At 64.9% G+C, this 15637-nt stretch carries 15 protein-coding genes; 9 read left to right on the top strand and 6 right to left on the bottom strand.

Translation table 11 applies throughout. From position 1 onward, the window contains the following. Positions 1 to 7: 7 nt before the first annotated feature. From dapA to HAP40_RS31255, 4 genes are all read right to left on the bottom strand, one after another. A complete protein-coding gene (gene dapA / locus HAP40_RS31270; protein ID WP_166814009.1) occupies positions 8 to 925 on the bottom strand; it encodes a 4-hydroxy-tetrahydrodipicolinate synthase in 918 nt (305 codons plus the stop codon). A 24-nt stretch (positions 926 to 949) separates the two neighbouring features. After that, a complete protein-coding gene (locus tag HAP40_RS31265; RefSeq protein ID WP_166814011.1) occupies positions 950 to 1198 on the bottom strand; it encodes a hypothetical protein in 249 nt (82 codons plus the stop codon). Positions 1199 to 1332: 134 nt separating this feature from the next. Beyond that, on the bottom strand, positions 1333 to 1611 hold the full coding sequence (locus HAP40_RS31260; RefSeq protein ID WP_246741239.1) for a hypothetical protein: 279 nt from the start codon (positions 1609 to 1611) through the stop codon (positions 1333 to 1335). A 21-nt stretch (positions 1612 to 1632) separates the two neighbouring features. Beyond that, entirely contained in the window at positions 1633 to 2100 is a 468-nt protein-coding gene (locus tag HAP40_RS31255) for a hypothetical protein (protein ID WP_166814013.1), read from the bottom strand. 404 nt (positions 2101 to 2504) lie between these two features. On the opposite strand from HAP40_RS31255, the gene HAP40_RS31250 reads away from it, so the two are divergent. From HAP40_RS31250 to HAP40_RS31220, 7 genes are all read left to right on the top strand, one after another. Continuing rightward, complete coding sequence (locus tag HAP40_RS31250) at positions 2505 to 2696, top strand: hypothetical protein (protein ID WP_166814015.1); 192 nt, start codon at positions 2505 to 2507, stop codon at positions 2694 to 2696. Between the two features lie 11 nt (positions 2697 to 2707). Then, a complete protein-coding gene (locus tag HAP40_RS31245; protein WP_166814017.1) occupies positions 2708 to 2797 on the top strand; it encodes a K(+)-transporting ATPase subunit F in 90 nt (29 codons plus the stop codon). A 112-nt stretch (positions 2798 to 2909) separates the two neighbouring features. Beyond that, complete coding sequence (gene kdpA / locus HAP40_RS31240; protein WP_166814019.1) at positions 2910 to 4613, top strand: potassium-transporting ATPase subunit KdpA; 1704 nt, start codon at positions 2910 to 2912, stop codon at positions 4611 to 4613. A 57-nt stretch (positions 4614 to 4670) separates the two neighbouring features. Next, positions 4671 to 6785: a potassium-transporting ATPase subunit KdpB gene (gene kdpB, locus HAP40_RS31235; RefSeq protein WP_166814021.1), complete on the top strand. Its 2115-nt coding sequence runs from the start codon at positions 4671 to 4673 to the stop codon at positions 6783 to 6785. A 158-nt stretch (positions 6786 to 6943) separates the two neighbouring features. After that, positions 6944 to 7549: a K(+)-transporting ATPase subunit C gene (locus tag HAP40_RS31230; RefSeq protein ID WP_166814023.1), complete on the top strand. Its 606-nt coding sequence runs from the start codon at positions 6944 to 6946 to the stop codon at positions 7547 to 7549. A 40-nt stretch (positions 7550 to 7589) separates the two neighbouring features. Then, positions 7590 to 10313, top strand: coding sequence for a sensor histidine kinase (locus HAP40_RS31225; RefSeq protein WP_166814025.1), 2724 nt, complete (start codon positions 7590 to 7592; stop codon positions 10311 to 10313). Then, positions 10310 to 10999 (top strand): response regulator, encoded by a 690-nt coding sequence (locus tag HAP40_RS31220; RefSeq protein WP_166814027.1) that lies wholly within the window; start codon positions 10310 to 10312, stop codon positions 10997 to 10999. The genes HAP40_RS31225 and HAP40_RS31220 overlap by 4 nt, the downstream gene beginning before the upstream one ends. 180 nt (positions 11000 to 11179) lie before the next feature. Here HAP40_RS31220 and HAP40_RS31215 read toward each other — a convergent pair whose 3' ends face one another. Then, entirely contained in the window at positions 11180 to 12064 is an 885-nt protein-coding gene (locus HAP40_RS31215) for a Ku protein (protein ID WP_166814029.1), read from the bottom strand. Positions 12065 to 12181: 117 nt separating this feature from the next. On the opposite strand from HAP40_RS31215, the gene ligD reads away from it, so the two are divergent. After that, entirely contained in the window at positions 12182 to 14857 is a 2676-nt protein-coding gene (ligD, locus tag HAP40_RS31210) for a DNA ligase D (protein ID WP_166819271.1), read from the top strand. A 115-nt stretch (positions 14858 to 14972) separates the two neighbouring features. On the opposite strand, the gene HAP40_RS31205 is transcribed toward ligD, so the two are convergent. Then, positions 14973 to 15137: a DUF3309 family protein gene (locus HAP40_RS31205; protein ID WP_008560028.1), complete on the bottom strand. Its 165-nt coding sequence runs from the start codon at positions 15135 to 15137 to the stop codon at positions 14973 to 14975. 180 nt (positions 15138 to 15317) lie between these two features. Between HAP40_RS31205 and HAP40_RS31200 the strand changes: the two genes are divergently transcribed. Beyond that, complete coding sequence (locus HAP40_RS31200) at positions 15318 to 15635, top strand: polyhydroxyalkanoic acid system family protein (RefSeq protein ID WP_166814031.1); 318 nt, start codon at positions 15318 to 15320, stop codon at positions 15633 to 15635. Positions 15636 to 15637: the final 2 nt, after the last annotated feature.

Genomic DNA, 15637 nt, shown 5'->3' with positions numbered 1-15637 from the left:
GAAAACATCAGGCTCCGATGCCGTCGATCAGCTCTTCGTCGGAGATCGCAGCGAACGCCCGGATGACCTCGGCGCGGGCCGCGTCGCCCAGCGGCACGATCGGCAGCCGGGTGGCTGGCGACATCAGGCCGAGCGTGCTCAAGGCGTATTTGAGGGCGGCCGGACTCTCCTCGGCGAGACACCCGATGAGCGGCATCAGCCGCTTGTCGAGATATCGGGCGGATTGCAGGCGGCCCTGCCTGACCTGCGAGAGGATGGCGCGGCAGAGATCCGGCGCGACGTTGGCAACCTCCGAGATCGCGCCGTCGCCGCCATCGGCGAGGAAGCCGAACGTCGTGCTGTCGTCGCCGGATAGCAAGCGAAAATTGGCCGGCAGGTGCCGGGCGAGACGCATGGGACGGGTGATGTCGCCGCTCCCATCGCGCAGGCCGACGACCCGGCGGGATTCGACGAGACGCAGAAGAGTCTCGTCGGCAAGCGGCCGCAGCGTGCGGGAGGGAATGTCGTGCAGAATCACGGGCAGGCCGATCGCGCCGGCAATCGCCCGGAAGTGCGCGAGCATCCCGTCCTGCATCGGCCTGTTGTAAGCCGGCACCACGGCCATGACGGCATCGGCACCGGCAGCCTCCGCGCGTCTCGCGAGCTCGATGGCCTGGCTGGTCGCATTCGACATCGCGCCGGCGATGATCCGCACCCGGCCGCGGGCGACGTCGACCGCAGCGCGGATGAGCAGCTCTTGCTCGGCCAGCGAGAGCGTCGGCGCCTCGCCGGCGGTCTCGCAGACCACGAGGGCCGGTACGCCGGCGCGGATCTGACGTTCGCAGAGTGCAGCGAAGGCCCTGAGGTCGATCGCGTCCGCCGCATCGAACGGTGTCGGCAGGTCCGGAACGAATCCGGTGAACCAGGCGGAGGGAGGGATGAACATGGTGCTCTGCCGAATGGCGTCGGCTCAGGCCGCGCGTTGCGAGAGGCGGGCGCTCTTCCCCATATCGAGCTCGATCTCACGCGCGAGCTCGACGATGGTCTCGGGATGCTGGCCGTTTTCGCACAGCGCATATTTGATCGCCTGCGCGCGGCTGACGAACAGGCCGCCATAAAGGCCATTCTGTTCTTGTGCGATCCACTGTCCCCGGCGATTTCTGCCGACGAAAACGATGGTCGAGGGTGATGGGCACGAGGGAGGTTCGACGAGTTTCACTTCAGTATTCCTTCCGATTGACGACGGCGACGGACGTATGGCCATCGCCTCCGATCAATATCTCTTCAAGCGAATATGATTTCGAGGGCGACCCTGCGGCGATCTCATAGGAGCGCCATAAAGCTGCGAACCTGTCAGGTCACGGCCTCGACGAGGTGAACCAGCGCGAACAACGCGCCGAAGGCCACGCCTTCGTCCCAATGATTGAGAGCGGTGCCGAACAGCGGCTCGCGCCTGACCAGGCCGGCGACGGCGCACAGGATGATCGACATCCACAGCAGTGCAGCCAGGCTTGGTCCGAAGCCGATGCTGCCGAACGCGGCAAAGGCGACGAGCAGCGCGAGGCGGACGGCAAAGCGCGCCAGCACGCGCGTCGGGCTCAGCGTTCGCGGCATGTCCGGTGCTTGCGACACGGTTGAAATCCGTCCGGCGCCTTAGCCGAAATTGTCGCAGACGAGAGGCTCGTAGAGCTGGTCAGGCGCGGAACGAACGGGCGGAACGCTCGGTCGCGGCGGCACGGCGCGCTGGGCCTGGACCTCGGCGAATGCCGACAGCAGGGCGAGCGCGAGGTCCGGGTGGCGCGCCTCGACCGCGGCGTCCAGCCAGTCCGGCAGCTCACGCTCACGCGATAGCGCGCAATGCCACTCGCCCTCGTCATAGGCGATGCGGCGGACCTGCCACAGCGGCAGCTCGAGCTCCAACAGCGCCAGCGTCGCATCGGCCCAGGCCTCGATGTCGATCAGGCGCATGATCCGCGCGGTGCGTTCGCTTTGGCCGAGCGAAGGGAAACGCCGGCAGGCGCCGTCGATGATGTTGAACATCAACGGCCTCGTCATCTTCGGGGCCGCGCGAAGCTGTTCGCTGAGGGAAGGGGGGGCGAGGCGTCGGAGAACGGCGGTCATGTCAGGCCTCCTGGAATGGGCGTCGGTCAGTCGGCCGGCATTACCTAGATGGCTGGGAGGGCATTTGAAAACGAGATGGGGATCGGGCCAGAGATATAGGCATTTCATAAGTGCACGGATTCTTGCCCGAAGGAGCGACGGACCCACCGCCGGCGTCTCGCCGAAGGCGAAGGCCTCATGGAAGCAGGGCTTTTTGAAAAGACCTTGGCTCCGGCCTGCCGTAACGATCGGTCGCGAAAGCGATGGGTGGAATGCGTCGCGGCGCTTCCCCCGGAACGGCCGCCCGGATTGCGTCGCCGGTTCGTAGAATAGCCCGCCGCGACGGGCCGGTTTTTATGAGATTCCTATATCGTTGCCATAGGCCTCATCTCGAAAACCTATGTGCGCGATGGCACGTCAGCGCGGTGAAGTTCCGGTCGGGCGATGCACGTACTCAATCGCACGCAGCAACGGCCGGCCGGGATCCAGAAACGGGCTACGCCGGATATCGTCTCGTACCGAGGAATATTGTCATGATGGACATTCTGATGCTGGCGCTGGGCTTCGCCTTCTTCGCCCTCGCGATCGGCTACACCTATGCCTGCGAACGGCTGTGACGGAGCGGAACATGATCTTCGATTATGCACTCGCCGGGGCGGTCTCGCTCGGCCTTCTTGTTTATCTCACCTACGCCTTGCTGCGGCCCGAGCGGTTCTGATCCGTGCTGCTGCTCGCAAAATTGCTGCTGGCCGACGCCGCGCTCGTCGCCGGCCTGCTTGCGCTGCTCCTGTCACTCCTGCGCCGGACACAAAGCCTGAAGGGTTAATGCCATGACTGTGATCGGTTGGCTCCAGATCATTCTTTTCTGCCTTATCATCGTCGCGCTGACCAAGCCGCTCGGCGGGTACATGACGCGCGTGTTCAATGGCGAGCGGACCTTCCTGTCGCCGGTGCTGCGTCCGATCGAGGCCGGCATCTACTGGATTTCCGGCGTCGACGAGAGGCGCGAGCAGCATTGGCTGACTTACACGGTCGCCATGCTGCTGTTTCATGTCGGCGGCTTCCTCATCATCTACGGCGTGATGCGATTGCAGGCGATGCTGCCCTTCAATCCCGCCGGGCAATCCGCAGTCGCCCCGGATCTCTCCTTCAATACGGCGATCTCCTTCATCACCAACACCAACTGGCAGAATTACGGCGGCGAGAGCACGCTTTCGTATCTCGTCCAGATGGTCGGTTTGACGCATCAGAACTTCCTGTCGGGCGCGACTGGTATCGCGCTCGCGGTCGCTCTGATCCGCGGCTTCTCGCGTGCGTCGATGCGCACGATCGGTAATTTCTGGGTCGACGTCACCCGCACCACGCTCTACGTGATGCTGCCGATCTGCGTCGTATACTGCCTGTTTCTGGTTTGGCAGGGTATGCCGCAGACGCTGGGTGCCTATGTCGAGGCGACCACGCTCGAAGGCGCCAAGCAGACCATCGCGGTTGGCCCGGTTGCATCGCAGGTCGCGATCAAGATGCTGGGCACCAACGGCGGCGGCTTCTTCAATGCCAATGCGGCGCATCCCTTCGAGAACCCGACGGCGCTGTCGAACCTCGTGCAGATGCTGTCGATCTTCCTGATCGGCGCAGCCATGACCAACGTGTTCGGCCGCATGGTCGGCAACCAGCGTCAGGGCTGGGCGATCCTCGCCGTGATGGGCGTGCTGTTCGTCGCCGGCGTTGCCGTCACCTACTGGGCGGAAGCCAATGGCACCTCGACCATGCATGCGCTGGGCCTCACCGGCGGCAACATGGAGGGCAAGGAGGTGCGCTTCGGCATCGTTGCATCCTCGCTGTTCGCCGTGGTGACGACCGCCGCTTCCTGCGGTGCCGTCAACGCCATGCATGACAGCTTCACAGCGCTCGGCGGCATGATCCCGCTGATCAACATGCAGCTCGGTGAGATCATCATCGGCGGCGTCGGCGCCGGTCTCTACGGCATGCTGCTGTTCGTCGTGCTCGCGATCTTCGTCGCAGGGCTCATGGTCGGCCGCACGCCGGAATATGTCGGCAAGAAGATCGAGGCGCGCGAGGTCAAGATGGCGATGCTCGCGATCCTGGTGCCGCCGCTGATGTATCTCGGCTGGACCGCGGTCGGCGTGGTCTATCCGGCGGCGGTCGCCTCGATGGCGAATGCCGGCCCGCACGGCTTCACCGAGGTTCTCTACGCCTTCACATCGGCGACCGGCAACAACGGCTCCGCCTTTGCGGGCCTCACCGGCAACACCTTGTTCTACAACCTGACGCTCGCCAGCGCGATGTTCGTCGGCCGCTTCTTCATGATCGTTCCGGCGATGGCGATTGCGGGCTCTCTGGCGGCCAAGAAGTCCGTGCCGCCCTCGGCCGGCACTTTCCCGACCACCGGCGGCCTGTTTGTCGGCCTGGTTGTGGGCGTGATCCTGATCATCGGCGGCCTGACCTTCTTCCCGGCGCTCGCGCTCGGGCCGATCGTCGAGCACCTCGCAATGAACGCCGGCCAGGTGTTCTGAGCGACAGGCAGCAAGTGTTCTGAGCGACAAGTCTTCTGAATGTTTGGAGTGAACTCCATGGATACGACGAAACTGCAAAAGCGTGCGCCGATGTCGGCAATGCTCGATCCGAAGATCGTGATGCCAGCGATCAAGGCGTCCTTCACCAAGCTCGATCCGCGGCTGATGGTGAAGAATCCCGTGATGTTCGTGGTCGAGGTCGTCGCCGCCCTCACCACGGTCATCTTCCTTCGCGACGTCGTCACCGGCGGTGCGAATCTCGGCTTCACCTTCCAGATCATCCTGTGGCTCTGGTTCACGGTGCTGTTTGCCAATTTTGCCGAGGCGGTCGCCGAAGGCCGCGGCAAGGCGCAGGCCGAATCGCTGCGCAAGACGCGCACCGAGAGCCAGGCCAAGCTGCTGACCGGCTCCGGCCAGGACTTCAAGCTGGTGCCGGGCACCAGCCTGAAGGTCGGTGATATCGTGCTGGTCGAGGCGGGCGACACCATTCCCTCCGACGGCGAGGTGATCGAGGGCGTCGCCTCCGTCAACGAGGCCGCCATCACCGGCGAATCCGCGCCTGTCATCCGCGAGTCCGGCGGAGACCGCTCGGCGGTCACAGGCGGCACCCAGGTGCTGTCCGACGTGATCCGTGTCCGCATCACCGCAGCGCAGGGTTCGACCTTCATCGATCGCATGATCAAGCTGGTCGAGGGCGCCGAGCGGCAGAAGACGCCGAACGAGATCGCGCTCAACATCCTGCTGGCGGGCCTGACCATCATCTTCGTGTTCGCCACCGTCACCATCCCGAGCTACGCGGCCTATGCCGGCGGCTCGATCTCGGTGGTCGTGCTGGTCGCGCTGTTCGTGACGCTGATCCCGACCACCATCGGCGCGCTCTTGTCGGCCATCGGCATCGCCGGCATGGACCGCCTCGTGCGCTTCAACGTGCTGGCGATGTCCGGCCGCGCCGTCGAGGCGGCCGGCGACGTCGACACCCTGCTGCTGGACAAGACCGGAACGATCACCCTCGGCAACCGGCAGGCGACCGCCTTCCGCCCCGTCCGCGGCGTTACCGAGCAGGAGCTCGCGGATGCGGCCCAGCTCGCCTCGCTCGCCGACGAGACGCCGGAAGGCCGTTCCATCGTCGTGCTGGCGAAGGAGAAATACGGCATCCGTGGCCGCGACATGACCGAACTGGGTGCGACCTTCATCCCCTTCACGGCGCAGACCCGTATGAGCGGCGTCGATGCCGGCGGCTCCTCGGTGCGCAAGGGCGCGGTCGATGCCATGCTGAACTATGTCGGCGGCGGCGCGCCGCTGACGGTTGTTTCGGGCAACGCGGCACGCGCGATCCAGCCCGCCGGGCTCTCGGAGGTCGGCCGCGAAGTCCAGGCCATTGCCGACGAGATCTCGAAAGCCGGCGGCACGCCGCTGGCGGTCGCCAGGGACGGCAAGCTGCTCGGCGTCATCCAGCTCAAGGACATCGTCAAGGGCGGCATCCGCGAGCGCTTCGCCGAGCTTCGCCGCATGGGCATCCGCACCATCATGATCACCGGCGACAACCCGATGACGGCCGCCGCGATCGCGGCCGAGGCGGGCGTCGACGACTTCCTGGCGCAGGCAACGCCCGAGGACAAGCTCAAGCTGATCCGCGACGAGCAGGCCAAGGGCAAGCTGGTCGCCATGTGCGGCGACGGCACCAATGACGCCCCGGCGCTCGCGCAGGCCGATGTCGGCGTCGCCATGAACACGGGCACCCAGGCCGCTCGCGAGGCCGGCAACATGGTGGACCTCGATTCCAACCCCACCAAGCTGATCGAGGTGGTCGAGATCGGCAAGCAGCTGCTGATGACGCGTGGCGCGCTGACGACGTTCTCGATCGCCAACGACGTCGCCAAGTATTTTGCGATCATCCCGGCGATGTTCCTGGCGTTCTATCCCCAGCTCAACGTGCTCAACGTCATGAGCCTGTCGAGCCCGCAGAGCGCCATCCTGTCGGCGATCATCTTCAACGCGCTTGTCATCGTCGCGCTGATTCCGCTGGCGCTCAAGGGCGTCGCCTATCGCGCGGTCGGTGCCGGCGCGCTGCTCCGGCGCAATCTCTTGATCTACGGCCTCGGCGGCATCGTCATTCCCTTCATCGGCATCAAGGCGATCGACCTCGCGGTGACCGCCCTGCATTTGGCTTGAGTTCGTCATTGCGAGGAGAAGTTTTCCGTCATTCCGGGGCGCCTCGTAGAGGCGAACCCGGAATATCGAGGTTCCGGGTTCGATGCTTCGCATCGCCCCGGAACGACGGGTGAGATGATCGCTTCGCTCGCAATGACGGCAGAAATTGGAGAAAACACATGCTCAGAGAAATCCGCCCCGCCATTGTCCTGCTGCTGGTGCTCACCGCCATCACGGGCCTTGCCTATCCGCTGGCGATGACTGCCATTGCCGGCACGTTGTTTCCCGTGCAGGCGCAGGGCAGCCTGATCGAAAAGGACGGCAAGGTGATCGGCTCGGCCCTGATCGGCCAGGAGTTCAAGGACGACAAATATTTCCACGGCCGCCCCTCGGCGACGCTGGCGCCGGACCCGAATGATTCCAGCAAGACGGTGTCGGCACCCTATAACGCCGCCAACTCCGGCGGCTCCAATCTCGGCCCGACCAGCAAGGCTCTGGCCGACCGGCTGAAGGAGGATGTGGACAAGCTGAAGGCCGAGAATCCGAATGCGGCCGTGCCGGTCGACCTCGTCACGACCTCGGCCAGCGGCCTCGACCCGGACATCTCGCCGGAAGCGGCGGAATTCCAGGTGCCGCGCGTGGCGAAGGCGCGCCATATGTCGGAGGACCAGCTCAAGCAGCTCGTCGCCGCCAACACCAAGGGGCGCCTGCTCGGCCTGCTCGGTGAACCCCGCGTTAACGTCCTGGCGCTGAATCTCGCGCTCGATCAGGTCGCGGCGAAGTAGCGGTCTAGGCTCGCAGTGCACAGATGACTATATTGGGAAGATGGTCCGAGAGCGCCGCGATCCCGAACAACGTCCGTCGCCCGAGGCGCTGCTGGAAGCGGCGCGCCGGGAGGAAAGCGCGAGCGGCAAGTTGAAGATCTTCGTCGGCGCCGCCCCCGGCGTCGGCAAGACCTATGAGATGCTGCAAAGCGCCCACGCCAGGCGCAAGGCCGGCATCGACGTGGTGATCGGCTTCGTCGAGACCCATGGACGCGCCGAGACCGAGGCGCTGGTACGCGGTCTCGAGATGGTCCCGCGCAAGAGGTTCGACTACCGCGGCCAGATCGTCGAGGAGATGGACCTCGATGCGGTGATCGCGCGTCGGCCGGGAATCGCGTTGGTCGACGAGCTTGCCCACACCAACGCGGCCGGCAGCCGCCACCCCAAGCGTTATCTCGACGTCGAGGAACTGCTCTCCCACGGCATCGATGTCTATACCGCCGTCAACATCCAGCACATCGAGAGCCTGAACGACATCGTCGCCCAGATCACCCACGTGCGGGTGCGCGAGACCGTTCCGGATTCGGTGTTCGACCGCGCCGATGCGATCGAGCTGATCGATCTCACCCCCGACGATCTGATCCAACGGCTCAAGGAGGGCAAGGTCTATGTGCCCAGGCAGGCCGAACGGGCGCTGGAGCATTATTTCTCGCCGGGCAATCTGACGGCCTTGCGCGAGCTGGCGCTGCGGCGTACGGCCGAACGGGTCGACGAGCAGCTGCTCAATCACATGCAGGCGAACGCGATTCCCGGTCCCTGGGCCGCGGGCGAGCGCATCCTCGTCTGCGTCAGCGAGGACCCGCGCGCGGCCGGCCTCGTGCGCTACACCAAACGGCTGGCCGATCGGCTGCATGCGCCGTTCACCGCGATCTCGATCGAGACGCGCCGCTCGCTCCAGCTCTCCGACGAGGAGCGCGACCGGCTGGCCGATACGCTGCGGCTCGCGGAGGCGCTCGGCGGGGAGGCATTGACGATTCCCGCCGTCGGCCGCCGCATCGCCGACGACGTCGTCAACTTCGCGCAGGGCAACAACGTCACCCAGATCGTGATCGGCAAGTCGAGTCGCTCGCGCTGGTTCGAGATGACGCGCGGCTCCGTCGTGCATGATCTCGTGCGCCGCGCCGGCAACATCACGGTCCACGTCATCGCCGGTGACGAATTGCCGGGCGAAGCGGCGCCCAAGACGGCAGTGCAGACCGCTGCGCGGTCGGAGCCGTTCGATCCGCTGCCCTATCTGAAAGCGCTGGGAATTGTGCTGGTCGGCCTCGGCGCCGCGGAGCTGATTCAGCCGCGCTTCGGCATCGAGAACGTGGACCTCGTGCTGCTGACGGCGGTGGTCGCGGTCGCGGTCCGCTACGGCCTATGGCCCTCGCTGCTCGCGACGGTCGCCGCCTCGCTGTGCTACAATTTCTTCTTTCTGCCGCCGCTCTACACGTTCACGATCACCGACCCGACCAATGTCGCCGCATTTTTGCTGTTCCTGGTCGTGGCGATGATCGTCTCCAATGTCGCAGCGCGCGTGCGCGTCCAGGCCGATGCAGCCATCGGCCGGATCAGAATGACCGAGCAGCTCCATGCCTTCAGCCGCAAGCTCGCAGGCACCGCCACGCTCGACGACGTGCTATGGGCCACCGCCTACCAGATCGCATTGATGCTCAAGGTCCGCGTCGTGCTGCTGTTGCCGGAAGAAGGCCTGCTCATGGTGAAGTCGGGCTACCCGCCCGAGGACGAGCTCGACCAGGCCGACCTTGCCGCCGCCAATTGGGCCTGGAGCAACGACCGCCCTGCGGGACGTGGCTCGGACACGCTGCCCGGCGCCAAGCGGCTGTTCCTGCCGATGCGTACCGGGCGCGGCCCGATCGGGGTGATCGGCATCGACGACGACCGCAGCGGCCCGCTGCTGACGCCGGACCAGCGTCGGCTGCTCGACGCGCTGGTCGACCAAGGCGCGCTCGCGATCGAGCGCGTGCTGCTGGTCGAGGACATGGACCGCGTCAAGCGCACGGTCGAATCCGAACGGCTGCGTTCGGCGCTCCTGACCTCGATCTCGCACGACCTGAAGACGCCGCTGGCCTCCGTGCTCGGCGCGGCGTCCACCATGCGCGACCTCGCCGGCGCGCTCTCGGACACCGAGAAGCGCGACCTGCTTGCCACCGTGATCGACGAATCCGAGCGGCTCAACCGCTTCATCGCCAATCTGCTCGATATGACCAAGCTCGAATCCGGCGCCATCGTGCCCAACACGGCGCTGCATGATCTCGGTGAGATCGTCGGCAGCGCGCTGCGGCGGGCGGCCAAGATCCTCGCCGCCCACAAGGTCGAGCTGGTGCTGGCGGCCGATCTGCCGATGCTCGATCTCGATGCCGTGCTGTTCGAGCAGGTGCTGTTCAACCTTCTCGACAACGCCGCGAAATATTCGCCGGGCGACACCACGGTCTCGATTCGCAGTCAGCGGGAACGGGATCAGGTCGTTCTCCAGATCGCCGATGAGGGCGGCGGCATTCCGCCCGACGAGCTCGAGAGCGTGTTCGACAAGTTCTACCGGGTGCAGAAGGGCGACCATGTCCGGCCCGGCACCGGGCTCGGGCTCGCGATCTCCCGCGGCTTCGTCGAGGCGATGCGGGGAACGATCTCGGCCGCCAACCGCAGCGACCGGAGCGGAGCGGTCATCACCATCCGTCTGCCTGTTCCGGCGCAGACCCACGCATTGGATACCGCCGCATGAGTGCCGCCCCGATCAAGGTCCTGGTCATCGACGACGAGCCGCCGATCCGAAAGCTGCTGCGGATGGGGCTCTCGACGCAGGGCTATGAAATCCTGGAGGCATCGAACGGCAAGACCGCGCTGGAAAAGCTTGCCGAGGGGCCGGCGCTGATCATTCTCGATCTCGGCCTGCCCGACATCCAGGGCCATGAGCTGCTGCGCACCATCCGCGCCCGCAACGAGGGCGTACCGATCGTGGTGCTGTCGAGCCGTGGCGACGAGGCCGGCAAGGTGCAGGCGCTCGATCTCGGTGCCGATGACTATCTGACCAAGCCGTTCGGCATGGATGAGCTTCTGGCCCGCTTGCGGGCAGCGCTGCGCCACCAGCTTCAGGTCAAGGGCGAGCGCCCCGTGTTCCGTACCGGCGATCTCGCCGTCGATCTCGTGCGCCGCCTCGTCAAGGTTGGCGACCGCGAGGTGAAGCTGTCACCGAAGGAATACGATCTTCTTCGCGTGCTGGTTCAGCACGCCGGCAAGGTGCTTACCCATCGTTTCCTGCTCAAGGAGCTCTGGGACGAGCTGACCGACGCGCAATACTTACGCGTCTATGTCCGCCAGCTTCGCCAGAAAATCGAGGCCGATCCGGAACGGCCGCAATATGTGCTCACCGAAACGGGGATCGGGTACCGGCTGAAGGCGGGGGATTAGGGCGCTCGCGTCGTCAGCATCGTGGTTGTCGTGCGCTTCTGTCTCCACATCGTCATTGCGAGCCAACGGGTCCGCGCGAAGCGCGGCCCGATGACAGGCTCCGCGAAGCAATCCAGAGTCTCTCCGCAGAGGCAGACTGGATTGCTTCGTCGCAAGAGCTCCTCGCAATGACGGGGCAAATCATCCCGCCTTCCTCTGCCGCGCCGTGGATCGATGCGACCTCTTCGACGCTTGTCGCCGTCCCGTCGCGCGGCGCGCATGAGACTTCGCCGTCTTCTTCTTTCCGCCGCGTCCCTTCAGGCTCTGCTTCAGCGCGTCCATGAGGTTGACGACGTTGCTCGGCCGTTCCTCGGGCTCGGGCAGCTCGATCTTCTTGCCGCTGGCCTTGCGCTTGACCAGCGCCTTCAACGCGTTCTCGTACTCGTCCTTGAACGCGCTCGGATCGAAATGCGCCGCCTTGGTGTGCAGGATGTGCCCGGCGAGTTCGACCATGTCCTTGGTGATCTTCGGGCTCTTGATGTCCTCGAAGAACTGGTCCTCGTCGCGCAGCTCGTAGGGAAAGCGCAGCGTGGTGCCGAGCAGGCCCTTGCCGAGTGGCTCGATTGCGATGATGTGCTCGCGATTGGTCAGCACGATCTTGGCCAGCGCGACGCGGTCCTGATCCTTCATGGCATCGCGAATAACCGCGAAGGCGTCGACCGCGGCTTTTCCGTCAGGGGCGATGTAATAGGGGTGGTTGAGATAGCGCTGGTCGATCTCCTCGCTCGGCACGAAGCTCTCGATGTCGATGGTGTGGTTGCTCTCGATCCGGACCGCTTCGAGCTCCTCCGGTTCGATCTCGACATATTTGCCCTTGCGCAGCTCATAGCCGCGCCCCTTCTGATCGCTCTCGACGACGTCGCCGGTCTCGGAATCGATCATCTGCTGTTTGAGCCGATTGCCGGTCTCGCGGTTGATCATGTGAAACCGCGTCTTCTCGGCCGCAGTGGTCGCCGGATAAAGCACGACCGGGCAACTGACCAGCGACAGCTTCAACGTTCCCTTCCAATAGGCGCGCGGGGCCATTCCATTCTCCAGCGTTTTCAAGGCGTTTTGGAACCCCAACCCTCCCGTCGGGTTTTGGTTCCGGGTGGGACTTTCGCCGTGATAGGCTTGAGTGCCGAAAGAGAAGCGGGACCGGTCGTGCTGCAGAAACTCTCCACTTACCGACAGAAGCGTGACTTCGAGAAGACGCCCGAGCCTTCAGGCAAGACGGCGGTGGCGCCATCGAAGCAGCGGCGCTTCGTGATCCAGAAGCATGATGCGACGCGGCTGCATTATGATCTGCGGCTCGAGTTCGACGGCGTCTTCAAATCCTGGGCGGTGACGAAGGGGCCCTCGCTCGATCCGCACGACAAGCGGCTGGCGGTCGAGGTCGAGGATCACCCGCTCGACTATGGTGATTTCGAAGGCATCATCCCGGAAGGGCAATATGGCGGCGGCACAGTGATGCTGTGGGACCGCGGCACCTGGGAATCGGATGACCCCGAAGCCGGCTTCAAGAAGGGTGATCTGAAGTTCATCCTGCATGGTGAGAAGCTGCATGGAAGCTGGGTGCTGGTGCGCATGCGCAACGACCGCACCGGCGGCAAGCGCACCAATTGGCTCCTGATCAAGCACCGCGACGAACATGTCCGCGAAGGCGCGGACAACGATATCCTCGACGAGGACAAGTCCGTCGCCTCCGGCCGCGCGATGGAGCAGATCGCCGAGGGCAAGGGCCGCGCACCAAAACCGTTCATGCTGGCGAAAGGCGCCAAGGCCAAGGCCGACGCGGTCTGGCAATCCAATCGCGCCGAGGAGACGAAAGGACGTACGGTCAAGCCGGCGCCGCGCACGGCGTTGAAGCCCGGCAGCTCGGCAAGGCGGAAGGCGACGACGGCGACGAACGCGAAGAAGGTCTCGGAGATGCCGGACTTCGTCGCGCCGCAGCTCTGTACGCTGGTCGAGCGACCCCCGGGCGGCGACGGCTGGTGCCACGAGATCAAGTTCGACGGCTATCGCGTGCAGCTTCGGGTCGAGGACGGCGAGGCGACGCTGAAGACGCGCAAGGGCCTCGAGTGGACCGGGAAGTTTGCCTCTATCGCCAAGGAAGCGGCTACGCTGCCGGACGTGATGATCGACGGCGAGATTGTCGCGCTCGACCACAATGGCGCGCCGAATTTTTCCTCGCTTCAGGCGGCGCTGTCCGATGGCAAGACCGACGAGCTGCTCTTCTTTGCCTTTGACCTTCTGTTCGCGGAAGGCGAGGACTACCGCCGGCTGCCGCTCGGCGAGCGCAAGGCGCAGCTCGAGAAGCTGCTGGAATCGCGCAAGCGGAAGTCGACCCAGATCCGCTATGTCGAGCATTTCGAGAGCGGCGGCGATGCCGTGCTGCAGTCCGCCTGCAAGCTCGAGCTGGAAGGCGTGGTGTCGAAGAAGCTGGACGCGCCCTATCGTTCGGGGCGCACCGAAAGCTGGACCAAGGCCAAATGCCGCGCCGGCCATGAGGTCGTGATCGGCGGCTACAAGACGACCAACGGCAAATTCCGTTCGCTGATGGCGGGCGTTCAGCGCGGCGATCATCTCGCCTTCGTCGGTATGGTCGGCACCGGATTTGGCGCGGACAAGGTCAAGCGCATCATGCCGTCGCTGAAGGCCATGGCGGCCAAGGAAAGCCCGTTCGGCGGCAAGAACGCACCGAAGATGACCCGTGAGGTGCACTGGCTGAAGCCCGAGCTCGTCGCGGAGATCGAGTTCGCCGGCTTCACCGCGGACGGCAATATCCGCCAGGCGGCTTTCAAGGGCCTGCGGCAGGACAAGTCTGCCGAGGAGGTAAAGGCCGAGACGCCCGTCGATGCCGAACTTGCCAAACCCTCGGCTCGGAAGCGACCCGTGCCGAAGACAGGCAAGCGGTCGAAAGATGCTGGCACGGCCGAGGTGATGGGCGTTGTCATCTCAAAGGCCGAGAAGGAGCTGTGGCCGGACGGCGGTGATGGCGAAGGCACGACAAAGCTCGATCTTGCGCGCTACTTCGAGGCGATCGGCGCCTGGATGATCGAGCACCTGAAGGGCCGCCCCTGTTCGATCGTGCGCGCGCCTGACGGCATCGGTGGTGAAACCTTCTTCCAGCGCCATGCCATGCAGGGCACGTCGAACCTGCTCGAACTCGCAAGAGTTTCCGGCGACCGCAAGCCGTATCTGCAGATCGACCGGATCGAAGGGCTCGCCGCGGTGGCGCAGATCGGCGGTGTCGAACTGCATCCCTGGAACTGCGCGCCCGATGCCTATGACACGCCGGGCCGGCTGGTGTTCGATCTCGATCCCGCGCCCGATGTCGAGTTCGCCGACGTCGTCGAAGCGGCCAAGGAGATGCGGCAGCGGCTCGCCGATGTCGGCATGGACAGTTTCTGCAAGACCACGGGCGGCAAGGGCATCCACGTGGTGGTGCCGCTGCTCCACGGCGCGCGTGACAAGGTGAGCTGGAAGGAGGCCAAGGCGTTTGCGCAAGGCGTCTGCCAGTGGATGGCCAACGACGATCCCGAGCGCTATCTGCTCAACATGTCGAAGAAGCTGCGCAAGGGAAAGATCTTCCTGGACTATTTGCGCAACGACCGCATGTCGACCGCGGTTGCCCCGCTCTCGCCGCGTGCGCGCGTCGGTGCCACGGTGTCGATGCCGGTGACCTGGGCGCAAGTGAAGAGCGATCTCGATCCGAAGCGATATACGATACGCACCGTGCCGGGCTTGCTGGCGCGATCGAAGGCGTGGGAGGGTTACGATGATGCCGCCGCGTCGATCAAGGCGGCGATCAAGAAGCTGGCTTCGAAGATGAAGTAGGTTTTTGCTACGGGCGCGGCGCTCGCAGGGTGGGCAAAGCGAAGCGTGCCCACGGTGCGAACAGGTGGGCACGGCGCGTTGCGCCCTTGCCCACCCTACGCGACTTGCCGTTTGACTAGATCCGTCCCATCAGGAGCAGGATCAGCAGGATGACGATGACGAGCCCGAGGCCGCCGCCGCCGTAATAGCCGGTGCCGTAGAACGGCCCGCCGCCGATGCCGCTGAAGCCGCCGAGCAGGGCGATGATCAAGATGATCAGAATGATCGTGCCGATAGACATGCGAGTCTCCTCCAGCCCTTTGTTGAAAGGGTCGTTGCACCTGTCCCTTGTGCGGGGGCAACTTGCCGCAGGTTTTAAAGTTCCGGCCTTGCAACGTGGGCTCGGCCTCCAACATGCATGGAACTTTTGCCCTGCCATCGGGCATGATGGAATGAAGGTCAATCAGCAGGGGCCACGGCCATGTCAGCACCGCTTGTCGTTTCAATTCCGCATCGTCTCGGCCGCGAGGAGGCGGTGCGCCGGCTGAAAGCGGGACTCGGCCGCGCGGCGGCGAGCATTCCGGTGATGCAGGTCGAGGAGGAGCGCTGGAGCGGCGACAGCATGAATTTTCGCATCCGCGCCCTCGGGCAGGTTGCGACCGGGCAGGTCGACGTCACCGAGGATCAGGTCCGGGTCGAGGTGGTGCTGCCGTGGCTGTTGCAGCGCTTTGCCGAGATGGCGCAAGCCACGATCAAGAAGCGCGGCCAGTTGCTGCTCACCAAGGATGGAGGGAAGTAACC

This window comes from Bradyrhizobium sp. 1(2017) (assembly GCF_011602485.2).
Lineage (GTDB): Bacteria > Pseudomonadota > Alphaproteobacteria > Rhizobiales > Xanthobacteraceae > Bradyrhizobium.
The sequence above is the reverse complement of the archived record's forward strand: the minus strand, read 5'-3'. Positions and strand labels throughout refer to the sequence as shown.

What these genes read in the sequence shown, in the direction of transcription:
- dapA (WP_166814009.1), bottom strand. Translation starts at nt 925, where the DNA reads ATGTTCATCCCTCCCTCCGCCTGGTTCACCGGATTCGTTCCGGACCTG.
- HAP40_RS31255 (WP_166814013.1), bottom strand. Translation starts at nt 2,100, where the DNA reads ATGACCGCCGTTCTCCGACGCCTCGCCCCCCCTTCCCTCAGCGAACAG.
- HAP40_RS31245 (WP_166814017.1), top strand. Translation starts at nt 2,708, where the DNA reads ATGATCTTCGATTATGCACTCGCCGGGGCGGTCTCGCTCGGCCTTCTT.
- kdpA (WP_166814019.1), top strand. Translation starts at nt 2,910, where the DNA reads ATGACTGTGATCGGTTGGCTCCAGATCATTCTTTTCTGCCTTATCATC.
- kdpB (WP_166814021.1), top strand. Translation starts at nt 4,671, where the DNA reads ATGGATACGACGAAACTGCAAAAGCGTGCGCCGATGTCGGCAATGCTC.
- HAP40_RS31230 (WP_166814023.1), top strand. Translation starts at nt 6,944, where the DNA reads ATGCTCAGAGAAATCCGCCCCGCCATTGTCCTGCTGCTGGTGCTCACC.
- HAP40_RS31225 (WP_166814025.1), top strand. Translation starts at nt 7,590, where the DNA reads ATGGTCCGAGAGCGCCGCGATCCCGAACAACGTCCGTCGCCCGAGGCG.
- HAP40_RS31220 (WP_166814027.1), top strand. Translation starts at nt 10,310, where the DNA reads ATGAGTGCCGCCCCGATCAAGGTCCTGGTCATCGACGACGAGCCGCCG.
- HAP40_RS31215 (WP_166814029.1), bottom strand. Translation starts at nt 12,064, where the DNA reads ATGGCCCCGCGCGCCTATTGGAAGGGAACGTTGAAGCTGTCGCTGGTC.
- HAP40_RS31205 (WP_008560028.1), bottom strand. Translation starts at nt 15,137, where the DNA reads ATGTCTATCGGCACGATCATTCTGATCATCTTGATCATCGCCCTGCTC.
- HAP40_RS31200 (WP_166814031.1), top strand. Translation starts at nt 15,318, where the DNA reads ATGTCAGCACCGCTTGTCGTTTCAATTCCGCATCGTCTCGGCCGCGAG.